The following is a 23272-nucleotide window of genomic DNA, read 5'->3' as shown; positions in this document are numbered from 1 at the left end:
TACGCCACGGAAAGGCCCTGTGGCCCTCCGTGGCGAGAACTCTAAGGATTTCCCCGGTAGCGGCCGTGAGATCAAGTTGTGGTGCGGTCGGCATCCCACACGCCCGATCGGGCCGGCAGGCCGCACGGCATCGCGTCCTCGCGCCCCTCCACGCCTGACCGGCGGGCCGCGGCGACCCACGGCAGTCACTTCGTGAAAGGGCCCTCATGGACTCCGCCGCTCGGCCGATCCTCTTCGTCAGCCTCCCCGAGAGCGGGCTGCTCAACCCGTTGCTGGTGCTGGCCGGGGAGCTGGCCCGGCGCGGCGTGCCCGGACTGTGGTTCGCCACCGACGAGCACCGGCGGCAGGACGTGGAGGCACTCTCCGCCGCCTCCTCGGTGTCGTTCGCCTCGCTGGGCGAGGTGGTCCCCGAGCTGTCCGCGGTGACCTGGGACGACGAGGTGTACCGCGAGGTCACCCAGTCCTCCCGGTTCAAGGCCCACCGCGCGGTGGTGCGGCAGTCGTACAAGCCGGCTCTCCAGGCCCGCAAGTTCCGTGAACTGGAACGGGTCGTCGACGAGGTCCGCCCGGCGCTCATGGTCGTGGACTGCGTGGCCGGCTTCGCCGTCGACCTGGCGCTGGCCCGCGGCATCCCGTACGTGCTCAATGTGCCGTTCGTCGCCAGCAACGTGCTGACCTCGCACAACCCCTTCGGCGCGTCGTACACCCCCAAGAACTTCCCGGTCCCCAACTCGGGACTGCCGCTGGCGATGTCGGGCCGCCAGAAGCTGGCCAACACGCTGTTCAAGTGGCGGACCCTGGCCATGTTCCTGCACCCGGAGATGGGCAAGGTGCTGCGGGAGGACGCCGCGATCCGCAAGGAGCTGGGCATCACCCCGCCCAACGCGATGACGCGGGTGGACGAGGCCGCCGCGGTGGTGTGCTCCTCCATCGCGGAACTGGACTACCCCTTCGACGTACCGGAGAAGCTGCGCCTGGTGGGAGCCGTGCTGCCGCCGCTGCCCGAGGCGCCCGAGGACACCGAGGTGTCCGGGTGGCTCGACAAGCAGTCCTCGGTGGTCTACATGGGCTTCGGCACCATCACCCGCCTCACCCGCGAGGAGGCCGGGGCGCTGGTGGAGGTGGCCCGGCGGATGTCGGGCACACACCAGTTCCTGTGGAAGCTGCCCCGGGAGCAGCAGCACCTGCTGCCGCCCGCCGAGTCGCTGCCGGCGACCCTGCGGGTGGAGAGCTGGGTGCCCTCGCAGCTGGACGTGCTGGCCCACCCGAACGTGTCGGCGTTCTTCTCGCACGGCGGCGGCAACGCGTACCACGAGGGCGTCTACTTCGGGAAGCCGCAGGTGGTGCGGCCCCTGTGGGTGGACTGCTTCGACCAGGCGGTCCGCGGCCGCGACCTCGGCATCAGCCTGACCCTGGACCGGCCGCACACCGTCGACCCGGACGACGTGGTGGACAAGCTGACCCGCGTCACCGCCGACCCGTCCTTCCGCGAGCGGGCCGAGCGGCTGGGCGCCCTGCAGCAGGCGGCCGGCGGGCGGCAGGCCGCCGCCGACCTCGTGCTCGGCCTGCTCCCCACGGCATGACTCACCCGGCACCCCGGCCGTACCCCATCGAGCCACCGCCCAGCGACCGCGACAGCAGCGAGGACCCCATGGCCTTCACCCACCCCGTCTCCCGGCCCTTCCTGGCAGGCCGGGAACTGGAGTACGTCACCGACGCCGTGTCGGGCGGCTGGATCTCCTCCCAGGGACCGTACGTGCGGCGCTTCGAGGATGCCTTCGCCGAGTGGAACGGCGTGGCGCACGGCGTCGCCTGTTCCTCCGGCACCGCCGCCCTCACGCTCGCGCTGCGGGCCCTGGGCATCGGCCCCGGCGACGAGGTGATCGTGCCGGAGTTCACCATGATCGCCTCCGCGTGGGCCGTCACCTACACCGGCGCCACCCCCGTCTTCGTCGACTGCGCCGACGACCTGGACATCGACGTCACCCGCATCGAGGAGAAGATCACCCCGCGCACCCGGGCGATCATGCCCGTGCACGTCTACGGGCGGCGCTGCGACATGGACACGGTCATGGACATCGCCCACCAGTACAACCTGCGGGTGGTGGAGGACTCCGCGGAGGCGCACGGCGTCCGTCCGGTCGGGGACATCGCCTGCTTCTCGCTCTTCGCCAACAAGATCATCACGGCGGGTGAGGGCGGCGTCTGCCTCACCGACGACCCCCGGCTCGCCGAGCAGATGGCACACCTGCGGGCGATGGCCTTCACCCGCGACCACAGCTTCCTGCACAAGAAGCTGGCCTACAACCACCGCATGACCGCCATGCAGGGCGCCGTGGCGCTGGCCCAGGTGGAGCGGCTCGACGACATCCTCGCCGCGCGCCGGGAGATCGAGGCCCGCTACGACGCCGCCCTCAAGGACGTCCCCGGCATCACGCCGATGCCGGCGCGCGACGTGCTGTGGATGTACGACCTGCGCGCCGAACGCCGTGAGCAGCTGCGCGCCCACCTCGACGCGCGGGGCGTGGAGACGCGGCTGTTCTTCAAGCCGATGAGCCGCCAACCCGGCTACCTCGACCCGGTGTGGCCGACGCTCAACGCCCACCGGTTCAGCGAGGACGGGCTCTACCTGCCCACCCACACCGGGCTGACCGCCGCCGACCAGGAGTACATCACCGGCGCCGTCCGGGAGTTCTACGGCGCGGGCTGACCGGCCGGCCCGCACCGCGGGCCGCCGCCCCGCGCACCGCCGTCCCGACCGGGCACGGCACCGCGACCGCAGGAAGAGAAACGAGGAGCGGACATGACGACCAGCACCGGCCCCACGGTGGTCGACTTCCCCTTTCGCACGCCGGAGGAGCCGCTGCCGCTGTCCCAGTACGCGAGCCACCGGCAGCAGCCCGGCCTGGTGCGGACCCACCTGCCGAACGGCGTGCCGGTCTGGCTGGTCACCCGGCACGAGGACGTGCGCGCGGTGCTCACCCACCCCAAGATCAGCGCCAACCCCGACAACGAGGGCTTCCCCAACGTCGGAGAGACGATGGGCGTGCCCAAGCAGGACCAGATCCCCGGCTGGTTCGTGGGACTCGACTCCCCCGAGCACGACCGGTTCCGCAAGGTCCTGATCCCCGAGTTCACGGTGCGCCGCATCCGCGAACTGCGCCCCGCCGTCGAACGGACCGTGGACGAACGCATCGACGCGATGCTGGCCGGCGGCAACACCGCGGACCTCGTCAACGACTTCGCGCTGCCCGTGCCGTCCCTGGTGATCTCCTCGCTGCTCGGCGTGCCGTCGGCCGACCGGGACTTCTTCGAGTCCCGCACCCGCACCCTGGTCGCCATCCGCACCTCCACCGACGAGCAGCGTGCCACCGCCACCCGCGAACTGCTGCGCTACATCAACCGGTTGATCGTCATCAAGGACAAGTGGCGCGGGGACGACCTGATCAGCCGGCTGCTCTCGACGGGCCAGCTGAGCCACGAGGAGCTCTCGGGCGTCCTGCTGCTCCTGCTGATCGCGGGACACGAGACCACCGCGAACAACATCGGGCTCGGCGTGGTCACCCTGCTCTCCAACCCGCAGTGGGTCGGCAACGACAAGGTCGTCGAGGAACTGCTGCGGCTGCACTCGGTGGCCGACATGGTGGCGCTGCGGGTCGCCGTGGACGACGTGGAGATCGCGGGCCGGCTGATCCGCAAGGGCGAGGGCATCGTCCCGCTGATCGCCGCCGCCAACCACGACACCGAGGTCTTCGGCTGCCCGCACGCCTTCGACCCGGAGCGTGCCGAGCGGCGGCACGTGGCGTTCGGCTACGGCGTCCACCAGTGCCTGGGCCAGAACCTCGTCCGGGTCGAGATGGAGATCGCCTACCGCAAGCTGTTCGAGCGCATCCCCACGCTGGAGCTGGCCGTCCCGATGGACGAACTGGCCTTCAAGTACGACGGGATCCTCTTCGGACTGCACGAGCTGCCGGTGCGCTGGTAGCCGCCGGCACCGGGTGCCGTCGGACGGTCCCGACGGCACCCGGGGGCCCCGCCCGGCGGCACCCGGGCGGGGCCGGTCCCCCACCGCCGATCCCCCACCACCGAGGAGCCAACGATCATGCGTGTCACCGTCGACAGCGAGCGGTGCGTCGGAGCCGGGCAGTGCGTGCTGAACGCGCCCGACGTCTTCGACCAGGACGACGACGGGGTCGTCGTCCTGCTGCGGAAGGAGCCCGGCGAACAGGACCTGGACGGTGTCCGCGCGGCGGGCGACCTGTGTCCGTCGGGTTCGGTCGCCGTCCACGAGGACTGAGACGCGACGCGTGTCGACGAGTCCGGCGGGCCCCCGGCCGGGCCCGGGGGCCCTCCCCGACCTGTCGGGCTCCCGGGCCCACCCCTGGCGGGCGGCGACGGAGGGGCCGCCCGCCACGACCACCGGGCGGTCCGCCGCGTCCGCCGGGTCCACGCACAGAGTTCGCACCGCAAGAGCAAGCACCACCGGACAAGCACCATGGAAGGGACACACCGTGACCACCGCCGACGACACCCAGGCCCGCTGGCTGCGGCGCTACCACCCGGCCGGCACCGACGCCGTCCGGCTGGTCTGCTTCCCGCACGCAGGTGGCTCCGCCAGCTTCTACCACCCCGTCTCGGCGCGGTTCGCGCCGGCCGCCGAGGTCATCTCGCTGCAGTACCCCGGCCGCCAGGACCGCCGCAAGGAACCCTGCGTCAGCGATCTCGGCACCCTGGCCGACCTGATCACCGAGCAGCTGCTCGCCCTGGACGAGCGGCCCACGGTGTTCTTCGGGCACAGCATGGGCGCCGCGCTGGCCTTCGAGACGGCGTGGCGGCTGGAACAGAGGGGCACCGGCCCGCACACCGTCCTCGCGTCCGGCCGCCGGGCGCCCTCGACCACCCGCGCCGAAGAGGTCCACAAGCGGGACGACGACGGGATCGTCGCCGAGATGAAGCGGCTGAACGGCACCGCCGCCGGGGTCCTCGGCGACGAGGAGATCCTGCGCATGGCGCTGCCCGCGCTGCGCGGGGACTACCGCGCCATCGAGACGTACTCCTGCCCCGCCGACCGTCGGGTGCGCTGCGGTCTCACCGTCCTCACCGGCGAGGACGACCCGCTGACCACGGTCGAGGAGGCCGAGCGCTGGCAGGACCACACCACGGGGCCGTTCCGGCTGCGGGTGTTCGGCGGCGGCCACTTCTTCCTCACGCAGCACCTCTCGGCGGTCCAGACCGAGATCGGACGCGCCCTCGACCCGGCGCGGCACGCCACGGCCTCCTGAGCGTCCGGCCCGGGCGGTGGCGGGACCGCCATCCGGGCAGGCGCAGGAGCCGTGACCGGCGCACGCCCGTCGGCGCCGTGCCCCGGCACGGCCGCCGCAGCCGTGGCCGACGCATCACCGGAGAGCCCGCACACGGCCGGACGGCGATCCCGTCCGCCGCCTTCCACGCCACTTTCCGCTCACGCGCCTCCTGGACAAGGACACCATGCGCACACTTCTCGTCGACAACTACGACTCCTTCACCTACAACCTCTTCCACTACCTGTCCCGGGTCAACGGACGGGAACCGGAGGTCATCCGCAACGACGACCCGGCCTGGCGGCCCGGGCTGCTCGACGCGTTCGACAACGTGGTGCTGTCCCCCGGGCCGGGCACCCCGCACCGGCCCGCCGACTTCGGCCTGTGCGCCGGCATAGCCGAGGAGGGGCGGCTGCCGGTGCTCGGCGTCTGCCTGGGCCACCAGGGCATGGCGCTCGCGCACGGCGCGCGGGTGGGCCGCGCGCCCGAGCCGCGCCACGGCCGGACGTCCGCGGTGCGGCACGACGGCACGGGGCTCTTCGAGGGGCTGCCGGTCCCGTTGGAGGTCGTGCGCTACCACTCCCTGGCGGTGACCGACCTCCCGCCGGAGCTGGAGGCCACCGCGTGGTCGCCGGACGGGGTGCTGATGGCGCTGCGCCACCGCACGCTGCCGCTGTGGGGCGTGCAGTTCCATCCGGAGTCGATCGGTACGCAGGAGGGGCACCGGCTGCTGGCGAACTTCGGCCGGCTCACGGAACGGTACGGCCGCCCGCCGCGCGGCCGCGCCGGCGTCTTGGCCGACGCCGACGTACCGGGCGGCGTTGGCGTACCGGTCGGCGCCGACGTATCGGCCGGGCCCGGCGTCCCGGCCGGGGCCCGGATCTCGGCCGCCCTCGGCGTGCCCGCCTCGTCCGGCAGCACCGCGGTGGTGTCCGCGTCTGCCGCGTCCGGCGCCTCCGCCCCGATCACCGGGCGGGGTGCGTCGGACGCCCCCGCCACGACGGCCGACCCCGCCACCTCGGACAGCCCCACCGCGGGCGCCGCCCCGACCACTTCCGGCCGACCCTCCGCAGGCACCGCCCCTGTCGCTTCCGGCGGACCCACCGCAGACGTCGTACCGGTCGCTGCCGGGGGACCCGCCACAGACACCGACCCGACCACTACCGGCGGACCCACCACAGACGTCGTACCGGTCGCTTCCGGCGGACCCGCCACAGACACCAACCCCGCTACTTCCGGCGGGCCCGCCACAGACGCCGACCCGACCACCACCGGCAGGCCCACCACAGACGCCGACCCGACCACCACCGGCAGGCCCACCGCAAACGTCGTGCCGGTCGCTTCCGGCGGGCCCTCCTCTGCCGCTTCCGGCGGGCCCGCCGCAGGCGCCGACCCGGTCGCGGACGGGGACGGAGATGTGCGGCGGTTGCGGGTGGTTGCGGTGGCGGTGCCCGTCCGCTGGGACGCCGAGGTCGCCTTCGACACCCTCTTCCGGACCGGGGACCATCCCTTCTGGCTCGACAGCAGCCGCCCCGGAGGGCGCCTGGGGCAGCTGTCGGTGATGGGGGACGCCTCCGGCCCGCTGGCCCGGATCGCCGAGGCCGACGTGCACACCGGCACCGTGACCGTCACCGCCGGTGGTGAGCGCCGTACTGTCGACAGCCCTTTCCTGACCTGGCTGGAGAACGACCTGGCGGGGCTGCGCACCGAGGTGCCCGAGCTGCCCTTCGACTTCGCCCTCGGCTGGGTCGGCTGCCTCGGCTACGAGCTCAAGGCCGAGTGCGAGGGCGACGCCGCACACCGTTCCCCCGACCCCGACGCGGTCCTCGTCTTCGCCGACCGGGCCCTGGTGCTCGACCACCGCACCGGCACCGGCCACCTGCTGGCGCTGGCCGAGGACGGCGCCGAGGAGGCCGCGCGCGCCTGGCTCGCGGACGCCGCAGCGGCCCTGCACGGCATCGCCGGACGGCCGCCCGAGCCGTGCGCCGAGGCCCCGGAGTGCACCACAGGACCCGTGGAGCTGCGGCACGACCGGGACGCCTACCTCAAACTCATCGACGTCTGCCAGCAGGAGATCGCCGCCGGCGAGACGTACGAGGTCTGCCTGACCAACATGGCCGAGGCCGACACCGACCTCGACCCGTGGCAGGCGTACCGCGCCCTGCGTCGCGTCAGCGCGGCCCCCTTCGCCGCGTTCCTGCACTTCGGGACGCTGGCGGTACTCAGCAGCTCCCCCGAGCGGTTCCTCCGCATCGACCGGCACGGCGGCATGGAGTCCAAGCCGATCAAGGGCACCCGGCCGCGCGGCGCCACCTCCGAGGAGGACGCCCGGCTGGTCGAGGACCTGGCGGGCTGCGAGAAGGACCGCGCCGAGAACCTGATGATCGTCGACCTGGTCCGGCACGACCTGGGCCGGTGCGCGGCGGTCGGCTCGGTCGTCGCCGACCCGGTGTTCCAGGTGGAGACCTATGCGACGGTGCACCAGCTGGTCAGTACCGTCCGGGCCCGGCTGCGTCCGGACAGCAGTCCCGTGGCGGCGGTACGGGCCGCCTTCCCGGGCGGGTCGATGACCGGCGCCCCGAAGATCCGCACCATGCAGATCATCGACCGTCTGGAGGGCGGGCCGCGCGGCGTGTACTCCGGCGCCATCGGCTACTTCTCGCTGACCGGCGCGGTGGACCTGTCCATCGTCATCCGCACCGTGGTCCTCAGCGGAAACCGGCTGCGCTACGGCGTCGGCGGCGCCGTCATCGCACTGTCCGACCCGGTGGACGAGTTCGAGGAGACGGCCGTCAAGGCCACCCCGCTGCTGCGTCTGCTCGGTGCCCGGTTCCCGGGCCGCGAGGCACCCGGCGAGGACCTCGACCGGCCCGGAGCCGGGGCCTCCTCGGTCCCGGGGACCGGCGGAGCCCGGCAGGAGAAGCTCACCCTCCCCACCTGACCGCGCCGGGAGCCGCCCGCCGGCCCCGGCGCGGCGGCTCCCCCGCCTCCTCGAACGCACCGGGCCGCCACGCCGCGATCTCTAGGGAAAACCCGGACCGCGCGGCAACAGCCTGGAGCGGATCCCCGTACGACGGCGACGCTCGACATCCCTGGAGTGATGGTGCCCGTCCACGCAAACGACTACGTGACCGATCCGCCCGCCGCCACCGGCCGGGCCCTGGACGGGCTGACCCTGCCGGAGGTGTTCGACGCGGCCGTGCGCCGCGGCGGCGACGCGACCGCCCTGCTGGACGGGGACCGCGCCCGGACCTGGCACGCCTGGCGGGCGGAGGTGGACGCGCTGGCGTACGGCCTCCAGGAGGCCGGGGTCGGCCCCGGTGACGTGGTCGCGCTGCACCTGCCGAACAGCTGGGAGTTCCTGACGCTGCACCTGGCGGCCGCCGCGGTCGGGGCGGTCACGATGCCCGTGCACCAGGGCAACGCCGCCTCCGACGTACGGGCCCTGCTGGAACGGGTCGGCCCGGTCGCCGTCGCCCTGCCGCCGCGTACCCAGGACGGCGACGGCCCGCTGGCCGTCACGGCACTGCGGGAGGCGCTGCCCGCACTGCGCGCGGTGCTGGTCACCGGTGACACCGCCGCCCCCGGCGCCCAGACCGTCACCGGTCTCCTCGATCGGTCGGCGGGGCGGCGGCCTCACGCCGTGCGGGTGCGCCCCGAGTGGCCGTTCCTGCTGCTGCCGTCCTCCGGAACCACCTCCGCACGGCCCAAGATCTGTCTGCACTCCCACGACGGCCTGCTCACCAACTCCCGTGCGGCGACCGAGGATTCGGCCGACGCGTTCGCCGGTACGGTGCTGACCGCGTGCCCGCTCACCCACTGCTTCGGCCTGCAGTCCTCGTACGCGGCGCTGTTCCGCTCCGGCCGCCAGGTGCTGCTGGACGCCTGGGACGTCGACCGGTTCCTGGAGCTGTCCCGGCGGGAGCGCCCGTCCGTGGTGATCGCGGTGCCCGCGCAGCTGCACGACATGGTCTCCCGGGTACGTGATGCCGCCGACGGCGCGGGCTTCCGCCCGGAGCGCATCCTCACGGCCGGGGCCGCTCTGCCGCCGGCGCTGGTACGTGACGTACGGGAGGCCCTGGAGACCACGCTGGTGGTGGTATGGGGCATGTCGGAGGTCGGCTGCGGCACCAGTAGCCTGGCCGGGGACCCGCCGGAGGTGGCCTCCCGCAGTGTCGGACGGCCCACACGGGACGCCGCGATGCGCGTCCTGGGCGAGGACGGGCGTCCGTGCGCGCCCGGTGAACCCGGCGAGCTGTACTACCGCAGTCCCAGCATGTTCCGCGGCTATCTCGGCGAGCCGGAGCTGACCGGGCGGGTGGTGGCGGAGGACGGCTGGCTGCACACCGGTGACCTCGCCGCGATCGACGAGGACGGGCTGATCCTCTTCCACGGCCGGTCCGCCGAACTGATCAACGTGGGCGGCCGCAAGTTCAACGCGGTGGAGGTCCAGGCGCTCCTGGCGGACCTGCCCGGCATCGGCCCGCTCGCCGTCGTCGCCAAGCCGGACCCGCGGCTCGGCGAGTACCCGGTGCTGGTGGTCACCGAGGGCCCGGCGAACGAGGGTGCCCCGGACGCCGGTGACGGCGGACAGGGCCGTCCGCGGGGCACGGTCGGCCTCGACGAGGCCACCGCGTTCCTGCGCGGTCTCGGCACCGCGGAGTACAAGATCCCGCTGGAGCTGGTGGTCCTGCCCGAGCTGCCCCGCACCCCCGCCGGGAAGATCAACCGGCTGGCCCTGGAGCGACTCCTGACCGAGGCCGCCGCGCACCCCGTGCCCGTACCGTCCGACGCGGTACGCCCCACCCTGCGGGCCGCACTGGACCTGGTGACCGCCGCGGTCGCCGAGGTGCTGGCCGACACTCCCGGCAAGGACACCGGCACGGCCTCCGACTCGGATGTCGGCGCTGGCGTCGGCGTCGGCACGGATGTCGGCGCTGACGCCGCCGTCGGCATCGGCATCGGCACGGACGCCGGTACTGTTCGTGACCGCGACGCGGCTCCGGTGCCGATCGGTCCGGACACCACGTTCCGTGCCCACGGTCTGGACTCGGTCGCCTCGGTGCGGCTGCGCAACGCGCTCGCCGAGGTCACCGGCCTGCCGCTGCCCGCGGGCCTCGCCTTCGACTTCCCCACCCCGGCCGCTCTGGCCCGCGAGCTGGCCGGACTGAACCAGCCCTGCGAGGAGGCCCTGGAGGAGTCCTCGGGGGCGGGTCCGTCCGGTGCGGCGGCCGGTGACGGCGAACCCGTCGCCGTCGTCTCCATGGCCTGCCGGCTGCCCGGCGGAGCCACCTCCCCCGAGGCCCTGTGGGACCTGCTGCGCGAGGGCACCGACGCCGTGTCCGCCTTCCCCGACGACCGGGGCTGGGACCTGGACGCCCTCTTCGGCGACGACGATCCCGACGCCCCCGGCACCTCCGTGGCCCGCGAGGGCGGCTTCCTGCGCGACGCGGCCCACTTCGACGCCGGGTTCTTCGGGATGTCGGCCCGGGAGGCCCTCGCCACCGACCCGCAGCAGCGGCTCCTCCTGGAGACCGCCTGGGAGGCCGTCGAGCGCGCCCGGATCGACGCGGCGACGCTGCACGGCAGCCGTACCGGCGTGTTCACCGGCGCGATGTACCACGACTACGCGTCCGGTGCGGCCGACCCGGCCGGCGAACTGGAGAGCCTGCTGCCGGTGGGGACCGCGGGCGGCGCGCTCTCCGGCCGTATCGCCTACACGCTCGGCCTGAACGGTCCGGCGCTCACCGTGGACACGGCCTGCTCCTCCTCGCTGGTCGCCCTGCACCTGGCGTGCCGGTCGCTGCGTTCCGGGGAGTCCGACCTGGCGCTGGCCGGCGGGGTCGCCGTGATGTCCACCCCGGCCGCGTTCACCGGTTTCTCCCGGCTGCGGGGCCTGTCGCCCGACGGCCGCTGCAAGTCCTTCGGCGAGGGCGCCGACGGTGCCGCCTGGTCCGAGGGCGCGGGACTGCTGCTGCTCGAACGGCTGTCGGACGCGCGGCGCAACGGCCACCCCGTCCTCGCCGTGATCCGCGGCTCCGCCGTCAACCAGGACGGCGCGAGCAACGGCCTCACCGCGCCCAACGGGCCCGCCCAGCGCCGCGTCGTCCGCCAGGCCCTGGCCGACGCCGGGGTACGGGCCGACGAGGTGGACGCGGTCGAGGCGCACGGCACCGGTACCGCCCTGGGCGACCCCATCGAGGCCGAGGCGCTGCTGGCCACCTACGGGCGGGACCGGCCGGAGAGCCGGCCGCTGTGGCTGGGCTCCGTCAAGTCGAACCTGGGACACACCCAGGCCGCCGCGGGCGCCGCCGCCGTGATCAAGATGGTGCTGGCCCTGCAGCACGGCCTCCTCCCGCGCACCCTGCACGCGGACACCCCGACCTCGCGGGTGGACTGGTCCGCAGGCACCGTACGACTGCTGTCGGAGCCCCGTGCCTGGCCCCGCGAGGACGGGCGGCCGCGCCGCGCGGGGATCTCGTCCTTCGGCATCAGCGGCACCAACGCCCACCTGGTACTGGAGGAGGCCCCGCTGCCGGGCCCGGACACCGCGGCACAGCCGGGCGCCGGGACGGACGCGGAGACGGAGGCCAGGACGGACACGGAGGCCAGGGCCGAAGCGGAGGCCGGGGCCGGGGCGGAGGCCGGGACCGAGGCGGATGCCTCCGCCCTCCCGGCCGCCGTGCCCTGGCTGGTGTCGGCGAAGGACGGGGACGCGCTGCGCGGACAGGCCCGGCGGCTGGCCGCGTACGCCGCGGCGCATCCGGAAGTCCCCGCCCGGGACATCGCGTACTCCCTGCTCACCACTCGCACACTGCACCCGCGTACGGCCGTGCTGACCGGCGACGACCGGGACGGCCTGCGCGGAGCCGCCGAGGCGTTCGCCCGCGGGGAGGCTCCGGGCAGCGCCGGCCGCGGGCCCCTCGGCGGCACCCCGGAACCGGCGTTCGTCCTCACCGGCCAGGGCAGCCAGCGCCTCGGCATGGGCCGCGGACTCGCCGCCGCCTTCCCCGTCTTCGACACCGCCCTGCGCGAGGTGTGCTCGGTCCTCGACCCGCTGCTCGAACGGCCACTGACCGAGGTCATGTGGGCCGCCCCGGACAGCGCGGAGGCGGAGCTGCTCGACGGCACCGGGTACGCCCAGCCCGCGCTGTTCGCGTTCGAGGTGGCCCTGTTCCGGCTGCTGGAGTCCTGGGGCATCGTCCCCGCACGGCTGGTCGGGCACTCGGTGGGCGAGATCGCCGCCGCGCACGTGGCGGGCGTGCTGTCGCTGCCCGACGCCTGCACCCTGGTCGCGGCGCGCGGGCGGCTGATGCAGGCGCTGCCGCCGGGCGGCGCCATGGTCGCGGTGCGCTGCTCGGAGGACGAGGTCCTGCCGCTGCTCGTCGACGGGGTCTCCGTCGCCGCCGTCAACGGACCGCGTTCCGTGGTGCTGTCGGGCGCCGAGGGGCCGCTGTCGGAGCTGACCGTCGAGCTGTCCGCCGCCGGGCACAAGACCCGCCGGCTGGTGGTGAGTCACGCCTTCCACTCACCGCTCATGGAGCCGATGCTCGCCGGGTTCCGCGAGACGGTCGCCCGGTTGTCCTTCGACGCCCCACAACTGCCGCTGATCTCCTGCGTCACCGGCCGGCCGCTCACCGTGGCGGAGGCCCGCGACCCGGAGCACTGGGTACGCCACGTCCGCGACGCGGTGCGGTTCGCCGACGCGGTCGGCCGGCTGGCCGACGAACGGACCGCCGTCTACGTCGAGCTGGGCCCGCAGGCCGTGCTCACGCCGATGGTCGAGGAGTGCCTGGGCGAGCGGGAGGCGGGCTCCGGGCCCGCCGTGGAGCCGGTGCTGCGCGGCGGCGAGAGCGGCGGGAGCAGCGGCGACGGCGGCGACGGCGGCGGCGGCGACGGGGAGAACGAGGTGCGGGCCGCGCTCACCGCGGCCGTACGCCTGCACGCGCTCGGTGTACCGGTGGACTGGCGGGCGGTCCTGCCGCAGGCACGCACGGTGGCCCTGCCCACCTACGCGTTCCAGCACGAGGCGTACTGGCTGGCGTCGATGCCCTCCGCCGCGGTCGCCGTGGGGCTGCCGTCGGTGACGGACCCGGCGGGCACCGCGGCCGGACCGGAGCTGGCCCGGCGGCTGAGCGGGCTGTCCGAGGCCGAGGCCGAGGCCCTGGTCACCGAGCTGGTGCGGGCCGAGCTGACGGCCGTGGTGGGCGGGGAACTCCTCGCGGACAACGGCACCGACGCGGCCTTCGGCGAACTCGGCGTCACCTCCGTGACCGCCGTGGAACTGCGCAACCGGCTGACCGCCGCCACCGGCGTACGGCTGCCTCCGACCCTGGTCTTCGACCATCCCTCTCCGGCTGCTGTGGCCCGCCTGGTCTGCGACACGCTCCGGCGCTCCGGCCCCCCGCGCCGGAGGGACGCCGCGTCCGTGGTGGACGAGCTGGAGGCACTGCTCGTCTCGGGCGCGCCGCTCGACTCGGACACGGGGGCCCGGCTGCGGGCCCTGACCGGCCGCTGGGCCCCGTCCCGCAACGGCGCCTCGGAGCACGGCGCGGGCACGGGCTCCGACACCGGCACCGGCATGGGTCCGCTGGACCTGGATTCCGCCTCCGACGAGGAGTTGTTCCGTCTCATGGACGGTGCGTTCGGTGCCGCTGGTCCTGCCGGTGCTCCTGATCCTGCCGGTGCTTCCGGTGGGGCGGACGGCTCCGACGCCGCCGGTGGCGTCCGGTGACCGTTTCCGGCGGACACCGTGCCCGGGGTGAATCCGCGGCCTTCGCGAAAGCCGGCGTCCGCGCGGGCGCGGGCACGGAGGGTGTCGATGAGCCCGGCGGCGCACAGCGCCACAGCCCTCTCGGGCACGTGTCGGCCCGGTCGCCCGGTGCGCCCGTTGCCCGATCCGCCGTACCGCCTGCCCGATCCGGCAGCGGGCGTGCCCGGTCCGGCGCGGCGTTCGGGCCGTCGAACACCGGTGACGTACGAACCGGTGCCGGGCAGGGCCCGTTGTCCGGTCCGCCGTCGTCCGCCCCGGGCAACGGATCCCCACCCGGCCGGCCGGCGGCCGGTCGTCCATCCTCCGCAGACGCACAGACTCACGAGCGGGAGCACATCTCATGAGCGGGCCCCTCACGCCCCCCGTCGCCCAGCCGGGCCCGGCCGCCCCTTCCGGCGACCTGATGATCGAGGCCGACGACGTCACCAAGTCGTTCGGTGCCGTGCGCGCCCTGGACTCGGTGAGCGTCGGTGTGCCCAGGGGCACCGTCCTGGGACTCCTCGGCCACAACGGAGCCGGGAAGACCACCCTGGTCAACATCCTCACCACGGCGCTGCCGCTCACCTCGGGGCGGGCCGGGGTCGCCGGGTACGACGTGGCCCGCGAGCCCGTCGAGATCCGCAGACGCATCGGGCTCACCGGGCAGTTCGCCTCCGTGGACGGGCAGCTCAGCGGGCGGGACAACATCGTCCTGATCGCCCGGCTGCTGGGCGCCGGACGCCGGGCTGCCCGGACCCGCGCCGACGAGCTGCTGGAGCTGTTCCGGCTGACCGACGTCGCCGAGCGGCGCGCGAGCGGCTACTCCGGCGGTCTGCGGCGCCGGCTGGATCTCGCCGTGTCGCTGGTCGGCGCGCCCGAGGTGCTCTTCCTGGACGAGCCGACCACCGGGCTCGACCCGTCGAGCCGGCTCAACCTGTGGGAGATCGTCGAGGGACTGGTCGAGCAGGGCACCACGGTGCTGCTCACCACGCAGTACCTGGAGGAGGCCGACCGTCTCGCGGACTCGATCGCGGTGCTGTCCGCGGGCCGGGTCGTCGCCGCGGGGACGGCCGCGGAACTGAAGGCGACCGTCGGCCGCCGAACGGTCACCCTGACGCTGGACACCGGCGAGGACCGGAGCACGGCGGGTGCGGCCCTGCGAGGCGCGGGCTTCGCTCCCGTGAACGGTGAGGAGGACCCGCGGACCGTCGTCGTCCCGATCGACGCCACCCGGGAGATCGCGGAGGTCGTCCGGACCCTGGACCAGGTGGGTGTCGAGGCCACCGAGCTGACCTTCGGCGAACCCACCCTCGACGACGTGTACTTGGCGCTGGCCGACCAGTCCGCGGCCCGCGCCCCGGCGTGAGACACCCGGCGCCCGGCGACCCCGGCCGACCGGGGCGGTGCCCGGGGCTGGACCAGCATCGCGACCATCCGTCGGGCGGGACCGCCGCCCGGCGTCTTCCGTGGAGGACCCCTTGACCACTCAGCTGACCCCGGCCCCCCGGCCGGCCGTGCTCCGGGCCGCGGCCGGTGAGGCGCCCGTCTTCGGAGGGAGTTCGTTCCCCGCCCAGATACGCATCCTCACCGGGCGGTCGCTGCGGGCCATGGTGACCGACCCGGGCATCGTGCTCTTCGGCCTGATCCAGCCGGTGGTCATCCTGTTCGTCCTGACGCAGGTGTTCAGCAAGATGGGCATGCCGCCGCACTTCCCGGAGGGCGTCACCTACCTCGACTACGTGCTGCCGGCCATCCTGGTGGACAACGCCGCCCAGTCGGCCATGCAGTCCGGGGTGGGACTCGTGGAGGACCAGAAGAACGGCATGGTCGCCCGGCTGCGGTCCCTGCCGGTGCATCCGGGGGCGCTGCTGGCGGCGCGCAGCCTGGTCGGCCTGGTGCGCGCCACCGTGCAGGTGCTGATCATCATGGTGCTGGCCATCACCGTCCTCGGGTACTCCCCCAACGGCGGCGCGGCCGAACTGGCGCTCTCCGCCGGGCTGACGGTCTTCATCAGCTTCTCGCTGGGGTGGGCGTTCATCGCGGCGGGTGCCTGGCTGCGGCGGGCCGAGCCGCTGCAGAATCTCGCCCTCATCGTGATCTTCCCGCTGATGTTCGCCTCCAGCGCGTACGTTCCTGTCGCCGACCTGCCCGGCTGGCTGGCGGCGGTGGCGAGCGTCAATCCGTTGACGTACGCCATCGATGCGAGTCGGGCGCTCGCGCTGGATGTGCCCGGCCTGAACCACGCGATCCCGTCCGTGGCGATCAGCGCGGTGATCGCCGTGGTCGGCATGGTCGTCGCCCTGCGCGGCTTCCGCCGACCCCTCTGACACCCGCGCGGACTCCCCCCACGCGCGGGTGATGCAAGGCCCGCGGACGCCCACCCTTCGCGTCCGCGGGCCTTTGCCGTACCTGAGCGCCGGGCTGCGGGCCGCGGGCTACGGGGTGTGGCTGTGGGTTGTGGGCCCCTGTCCGTCGGATGTGGCTGGGCGCGCAGTTCCCCGCGCCCCTGACGGGGCTCCTGTGTGCGGGCTTTGCCTGCGCCGTGGCCGTGCCCGTTCCGGGCGTGGGGTGCGGCTGAATGGGCACGGTGCACCGGCGCCCCGGGGGCACACCCACCGCCCACCGGGACATGCGTGCGGGTCCTGCGGCGGACCGCCCCCGGCAGCGGTCGCCGGGGGCGCGCAAACGGGCGGGCCCGGTGCCGGTGGCACCGGGCCCGCTGTGTGGGTCGGCCGGGTGGAGCGTCGCTCCGTGTGGTCGTCCGTGTGGTCAGGAGAGGCCGAGTTCGTTGTCGAGCATGTCGAACATGTCCTCGTCGGAGGCGGAGCCGAAGTCGAAGGACTCCTCCTCCGTCTTCTGCCCGGCCCCGGTACCCGCCTCGGTCCGCAGCGACTGCCACTTGCTGCGGAGCACCTCCAGCCGGCCGGCCACCTGGTCGAAGAGCGCGCCGAAGCCGTCGGAGCCGGCCTCGATGCCGGTGAGGCTGCGCTCCAGCCTGTCCAGTTCCGCCAGGACCGCCTCCGGTCCGTCGGCCGGGGCCGGGGCGACCTTGCCGTACAGGTGGGCGACGAGTTCGCTGGGCGTCGGGTAGTCGAACAGCAGGGTGGCCGGCAGCCGGACGCCGGTGAGGGCACCGAGCCGGTTGCGCAGTTCCACCGAGGTCAGCGAGTCGAAGCCCAGGTCCTGGAAGGCGCGGGTCGGTTCGACGTCGGCCAGCCCCGCGTGGCCCAGCACGGTCGCGATCTGACCCCGTACCAGTTCCAGCAGGACCTCCTGCCCCTCGGCCGGGGTGAGCCCGGTGAGCCGGCGTGTGAGGTCGGCCGCCGCCGCGGCACCACCGGCGGTGGCGGTGCGGCGTGCCGGGACCCGGATCAGCGACCGGAACAGCGGCGGCACCTCGCCCAGGGAGCGCAGGGCGCCCAGGTCCAGCCGTACCGGGAGGACGGCCGGGGCCGATTCCGCCCGGGCGGTGGAACCGAAGACCGTGTCGAACAGGGCCAGGCCCTGCTCGGGTGTCATCGGCGGCATGCCCGCGCGGGTCATCCGCGTGATGTCCGCCTCGGTCAGCTCGCCGGTCATGCCGCTCCCCCGGGTCCAGGGGCCCCAGCCCATCGACACCGCGGGCAGTCCGCGGTCGCGGCGGTGCCGGGCCAGCGCGTCGAGGAAGGCGTTCCCCGCCGCGTAGTTGGCCTGTCCGGCGCTGCCGAGCGTGCCGGCCACCGAGGAGAACAGGACGAAGGCGTCGAGTCCGAGGTCCGCGGTCGCCTCGTGCAGGTGCCAGGCGGCGTCCGCCTTGGGCCGCAGCACCGCGGCCAGCCGCTCCGGGGTGAGGGAGTCGACGACCCCGTCGTCCAGGACGCCCGCCGCGTGGATCACCGCGCGCAGCGGACGGTCGGCGGGGATGTCCGCCAGCAGGGCGTCGATGGCCGTCCGGTCGCCGACGTCGCAGGCCGCGACGGTGACCCGGGCGCCTGCCTCTTCCAGGGCGGCGGCGAGTTCCCCGGCGCCCTCGGCGGCCGGACCGCGCCGGCTGACCAGGAGCAGGTCGCGGACGCCGTGCTTGGTGACGAGGTGGCGGGCGACGGCGGCGCCGAGGCCGCCGGTGCCGCCGGTGACCAGGACGGTGCCCGCCGGGTCCCAGCCGGCCGGTTCGTCCGCGGCGGACGCGGACACCCGCATCAGCCGCGGCACCAGCAGCCGGCCGTCGCGCAGCGCGAGCTGCGGCTCGTCGGCGGTCGCCGCGGCCCGCAGGACGGCCGGCTCGTCGAGGGCTCCGGCCGCGGCGGCATCGGACTCCAGGTCGAGGAGGGCGAACCGGCCGGGGTGCTCCGCCTGGGCGGCGCGTACGAGCCCCCAGACCGCGGCCGCGGCCGGGTCGGCGCCGTCGGTCGCACCACGGGTGACGACCATCAGGCGGGAGGCGGTGAACCGTTCGTCCGCCAGCCATGCGTGGATCGTCTCCAGGACCCGGGCGGTCGCCGTGCGGGCGGCGTCCGCCGCGTCGGCGGGCGCGCCCGGCCGGTCCTCCGTACCGGGCTCCGCCACCGGGGTGGTGCCGACCGGCAGCAGGACCACGGACGGCACGCCGTCACCGGTCGCGTCTCCGGTCGCGTCATCGGCGCGGTCGCCGAGGCCGGAGAGAGCGGTCACCCGCTCGACGTCGATGTCTCCGAGGAGAGCGGCGTCGGGGCCGACCACGGCCACGGGGCCGGTCGCCCCTTCGGTCCGGCCGGAGTCGTCGCCCATGGACACCCAGTCCAGGGTGAACAGGGAGTCGCGTCCCGCGCCGCCCGCGCCGCCGAGTTGTCCGGCGGCGATCGGGCGGGTCACCAGGGAGCCGACCGCGGCCACCGGGGCGCCGGTGGTGTCGGCGACGGCGATCGCGAGGGTGCCGTCGTCGGCGCGGGACAACCGCAGCCGGACGGCGGAGGCGCCCACGGCGTGCACGGACACCCCGTTCCACGAGAACGGGACGCCGCCGGGGCCCGCGTCCTCCCCGGCGGCCCGCTCCCCGGCGGCGCCGGCCAGCGCGGTGGCGTGCAGTCCCGCGTCGAACAGGGCCGGGTGCAGGGTGAACGCGTCAGCGCCGGTGCCTTCGGGCAGGGCGGCCTCGGCGAACACCTCGCCGTCCCTGCTCCAGGCGGCCCGCAGCCCCTGGAACACCGGGCCGTAGACGAATCCGGCGTCCTCGAAACGCTCGTACAGCCCGGTGACGTCGAGCGGTTCGGCCTTCTCCGGCGGCCACACCGTGGCGTCGAAGCCGGTGGCGTCGAAGCCGGTGGCGTCGAAGTCCGTGGCGGGGCTTTCCGCAGGACCGGACACCAGGGTGCCGTCGGCGTGCGAGGTCCAGGGCGCGCCGGGGTCGTCGGCGGGGCGGGAGTGGATGCCGACGGTGCGGCGGCCCGATGCGTCGGGAGCGCCGACGCCGACCTGCACCTGGACCGTGCCCCGCTCCGGCAGCACGAGCGGCGCGGCCAGCGTCAGTTCCTCCACCCGGTCGCAGCCGAGGACGGTACCGGCGTGGAGCGCGAGTTCCAGCAGGGCGGTACCGGGCACCAGGACGGCGCCCATGACCTGGTGGTCGGCGATCCAACGGTGCGTGCCCTGGGACAGCCGTCCGGTGAACAGATGCCCGTCGGTGCCGGCGAGTTCCACCGCGGCGCCGAGCAGCGGGTGGTCGACGGACGCGAGACCGGCGGCCTCCGCCCCGGCACCCATCGTCGGCATCTCCGTGGGCCAGAAGCGGCGGCGCTGGAACGCGTACGTGGGCAGGTCGACCCGCCGGGCACCGAGACCGGCGAAGAACGCGGTCCAGTCGATCCGCGCGCCGTGCCCGTGGAGCCGGGCCAGAGCGTCCACCAGGGCGGACTCAGCGGGTGCGGTACGGCGCTGGGCGGCGACCGTGACGGCCGCCTCGGGGACGGACTCGCGGGCCATCGCCGAGGCGACACCGTCGGGGCCGAGTTCCAGGAAGCGGGTGACGCCCGCCTCGTGCAGGGTCCGGACACCGTCGGCGAAGCGGACCGCCTCGCGGACATGGCGTACCCAGTACTCGGCGGAGCACAGCTCATCGGTGCCTGCGACCGTCCCGGTCAGGTTGGAGACCACCGGGACGGCCGGTGTCTGCGGGGAGAGTCCGGCGACGACCGCCCGGAACTCGTCCAGCATGGGTTCCATCAGCGGTGAGTGGAAGGCGTGCGACACCCGCAGCGCGGTCGTCCGCCGGCCCCGTTCACGCAGGGCGGCGGTGACCCGCTCGACGTCCTCCGCCGTGCCGGACACCACCACGGAGGTGGGTCCGTTGACGGCCGCGACGGTCACCCCGTCGGTGAGGTGCGCCAGCACCTCCTCCTCGGTGGCCTGTACGGCGGCCATGGCACCGCCCTCCGGCAGGGCCTGCATGAGCCGGCCGCGCGCGGCGACCAGGGCGCAGGCGTCCGCCAGCGAGAACACCCCGGCCACGTGCGCCGCGACGACCTCGCCGATGGAGTGGCCGGCCACGAAGTCGGGGGTGATGCCCCAGGACGCGGTCAGCCGGTGGAGCGCCACTCCGAGGGCGAACAGGGCGGCCTGGGCGTACGCGGTGGCGTCGAGCGCGGCTTCGTCGTCGCCCCACATCACCTCGCGCAACGGCCGTTCCAGGTGTTCGTCCAGTGCGGCGCAGACCGCGTCGAGCGCCTCGGCGAAGACCGGGAACCGCTCGTACAGGTCACGGCCCATGCCGAGCCGCTGGGATCCCTGCCCCGGGAAGAGCACGGCGAGCAGTCCTTCGCCGGCCGTCGTCGCGGGCTCCTCGCCGCGCGCGACGGCACCGAGCGCGGCCAGCAGGCCGTCCCGGTCCGCTCCGGTGACGGCCACCCGGTGTTCGAAGGCGGTGCGGGCGGTCGCCAGGGAGTACGCGACGTCCAACGGACGCGGCGCCCCGGCCGGGAGCGACGTCCCGGCCCCTGCCGGGTGTTCCGCCGTCAGGTGCCGGAGCAGCCGCTCGGCCTGGGCGCGCAGGGCGTCCTGGTCACGGGCGGACAGCAGCCACGGGACGACAGGGGCGGAGGCCGGGGCGGGGGTAGAGGCGGAGGCCGGGGCGGCGGGCAGCGCGGCCGGGGCTCGGCGCAGGGCCGTGGCGGGCGCCTGCTCGACGATGACGTGCGCGTTGGTGCCGCTGATCCCGAAGGAGGAGATGCCCGCGCGCCGGGGCCGGTCGGCGCCGGTCCACTCCCGGGCCTCGGTGAGCAGTTCCACCGAGCCGGTGGTCCAGTCGACCTGGTCGCTGGGCGCGTCGACGTTGAGCGTGGCGGGCAGCAGCCCGTTGCGCAGGGCCATCACCATCTTGATGACTCCGGCGACACCGGCCGCGGCCTGGGTGTGACCGATGTTCGACTTGACCGAGCCGAGCAGCAGCGGCCGGCCGGGGTCACGGTCCTGTCCGTACGTGGCGAGGAGCGCCTGCGCCTCGATCGGGTCGCCCAGCGTGGTGCCGGTGCCGTGCGCCTCGACCGCGTCGACCTGGTCGGCGGCGAGCCGGGCGTTGGCGAGGGCCTGCCGGATGACCCGGCGCTGGGAGGGCCCGTTGGGCGCGGTGAGGCCGTTGCTCGCGCCGTCCTGGTTGACGGCGGAACCGCGGACCACGGCCAGCACCTCGTGCCCGTTGCGCACGGCGTCGGACAGCCGCTCGACGACGAGGAAGCCCGCGCCCTCGGAGAAGCCGGTGCCGTCGGCCGCGGCGGCGAACGACTTGCAGCGGCCGTCGGGGGCCAGTCCGCCCTGTCGGCCGAACTCGGCGAACACGGCGGGCGTCGACAGCACGGTGACGCCGCCGGTCACGGCGAGCGAGCACTCGCCCTGCCGCAGTGCCTGCACCGCGAGGTGCAGCGCGACGAGGGAGGAGGAGCAGGCGGTGTCGACGGAGACCGCCGGGCCCTCCAGGCCGAGCTTGTAGGCGACCCGCCCGGTGACGACGCTGCCGTTGCCGTCGCTGCCCGGGTAGTCGTGGTACATCACCCCGGCGAAGACGCCGGTCCTGCTGCCCTTGAGCGAGGTCGGGTCGATCCCGGCCCGCTCCAGCGCCTCCCATGACATCTCGAGGGCCAGGCGCTGCTGCGGGTCCATACCGAGGGCCTCGCGGGGCGAGATACCGAAGAAGCCGGGGTCGAAGTCGGCCGCTCCTTCGAGGAAGCCGCCCTCCCTGGCGTACAGACCGTCGGGGTGCTTGCCCTCGGGGTCGCGGAGGATCGACAGGTCCCATCCGCGGTCCTCCGGGAAGGGGAGGATCGCGTCCTCGCCGGTGGTGACCAGCCGCCACAGGTCCTCGGGCGAGGCGACCCCGCCCGGGTAGCGGCAGGCCATGCCGACGATGGCGATCGGCTCGTGCCGGGCCGCGGTGAGCCTGCGGTTGTCGCGGCGCAGGCGGGCGGTCTCGGCCCGGGCGTCGCGCAGGGCGTCGTCACCGGTGACGGCGACGGTGTCGGCACCGGGTGCGTGCTCGCCGGCTTGCGCGGTTGCGGCGTCGTGCACGTTGTCGTGCGCGGCGTCGCCGTGACCGTCCTCGCCGTCACTGTCGCTGTCGCTGCCGTGGCCGCTTTCGCTGTCGCTGTCGCTGTCGCTGTCGCTGTCCAGCATCGCCAGCAGGGCGTCCCGGTCGGTGCCCGCCATGCCACCGGTCTCGCCGGCGAGTTCCAGCAGGGCTTCCATCAGGCCGGCGTCCCGCAGGCGCCGGGTCGGGATCGTCGAGAGGGCGCGGCGGATGCCGTCCTCACCGTCGGCCCCGGTGCCGTCCGTCCCGGCCGCCGGGTAGGCAGCGGTCAGCTCCTCCTCGATGATCTCGGTGACGGCGAGGGCGTTGGGGTGGTCGAAGACCAGCGTGGCGGGCAGGCGCAGCCCGGTCAGGGTGTTGAGCTGGTTCCGCAGTTCGGTGGCGGCCAGCGAGTCGAACCCCAGCTCCTGGAAGGCACGGTCCGCACCGATCGCCTCCGCCGAACCGTGTCCAAGGACCGACGCCACCTGCGAACGCACCAACTGCAGCACCGTGCGATGCCGTTCAGCCGCCGGAAGAGCGGCCAGCCGACGCGCCGGGGACTCCTGCTGCTCCGCCCCGGCGGCCGGTCCCGCAACCGCGGCGGTACGCCGAACGGGTGCCAGGGCGCGCAGCAGCGCGGGGACTTCGTCGGTACGGGTGCGCAGAGCGGCGGTGTCCACGCGCAGTGGCACCACCGTCGCCTCCGCA

Annotated in this window: 10 protein-coding genes; 9 read left to right on the top strand and 1 reads right to left on the bottom strand. The window is 74.6% G+C overall.

Annotated features, from left to right (window positions below):
* The first annotated feature begins 206 nt into the window (after positions 1-206).
* From ACFYXC_RS18840 to ACFYXC_RS18800, 9 genes are all read left to right on the top strand, one after another.
* Positions 207-1583, top strand: a complete 1377-nt coding sequence (locus ACFYXC_RS18840) for a glycosyltransferase (RefSeq protein WP_388909187.1) — start codon at positions 207-209, stop codon at positions 1581-1583.
* A 68-nt stretch (positions 1584-1651) separates the two neighbouring features.
* The gene (locus tag ACFYXC_RS18835; protein ID WP_389553470.1) at positions 1652-2710 is read left to right on the top strand and encodes a DegT/DnrJ/EryC1/StrS family aminotransferase; all 1059 of its coding nucleotides are present in this window, start codon (positions 1652-1654) and stop codon (positions 2708-2710) included.
* A gap of 93 nt (positions 2711-2803) precedes the next feature.
* Complete coding sequence (locus tag ACFYXC_RS18830; protein ID WP_389552902.1) at positions 2804-3985, top strand: cytochrome P450; 1182 nt, start codon at positions 2804-2806, stop codon at positions 3983-3985.
* Positions 3986-4102: 117 nt separating this feature from the next.
* A complete protein-coding gene (locus ACFYXC_RS18825; protein WP_388909182.1) occupies positions 4103-4297 on the top strand; it encodes a ferredoxin in 195 nt (64 codons plus the stop codon).
* A 214-nt stretch (positions 4298-4511) separates the two neighbouring features.
* Entirely contained in the window at positions 4512-5282 is a 771-nt protein-coding gene (locus tag ACFYXC_RS18820; protein WP_389552898.1) for a thioesterase II family protein, read from the top strand.
* Between the two features lie 205 nt (positions 5283-5487).
* Positions 5488-8241: an aminodeoxychorismate synthase component I gene (gene pabB / locus ACFYXC_RS18815; RefSeq protein WP_389552896.1), complete on the top strand. Its 2754-nt coding sequence runs from the start codon at positions 5488-5490 to the stop codon at positions 8239-8241.
* Between the two features lie 159 nt (positions 8242-8400).
* Positions 8401-14034, top strand: coding sequence for a beta-ketoacyl synthase N-terminal-like domain-containing protein (locus tag ACFYXC_RS18810; RefSeq protein ID WP_389552893.1), 5634 nt, complete (start codon positions 8401-8403; stop codon positions 14032-14034).
* A gap of 379 nt (positions 14035-14413) precedes the next feature.
* A complete protein-coding gene (locus ACFYXC_RS18805; protein ID WP_389552890.1) occupies positions 14414-15418 on the top strand; it encodes an ATP-binding cassette domain-containing protein in 1005 nt (334 codons plus the stop codon).
* 112 nt (positions 15419-15530) lie between these two features.
* Positions 15531-16379 (top strand): ABC transporter permease, encoded by an 849-nt coding sequence (locus ACFYXC_RS18800; protein ID WP_389552887.1) that lies wholly within the window; start codon positions 15531-15533, stop codon positions 16377-16379.
* 442 nt (positions 16380-16821) lie between these two features.
* Here ACFYXC_RS18800 and ACFYXC_RS18795 read toward each other — a convergent pair whose 3' ends face one another.
* Positions 16822-23196, bottom strand: coding sequence for an SDR family NAD(P)-dependent oxidoreductase (locus tag ACFYXC_RS18795; protein WP_389553468.1), 6375 nt, complete (start codon positions 23194-23196; stop codon positions 16822-16824).
* Between the last annotated feature and the right edge of the window lie 76 nt (positions 23197-23272).

This window comes from Streptomyces sp. NPDC002701 (assembly GCF_042889045.1).
GTDB lineage: Bacteria > Actinomycetota > Actinomycetes > Streptomycetales > Streptomycetaceae > Streptomyces.
The sequence above is the reverse complement of the archived record's forward strand: the minus strand, read 5'-3'. Positions and strand labels throughout refer to the sequence as shown.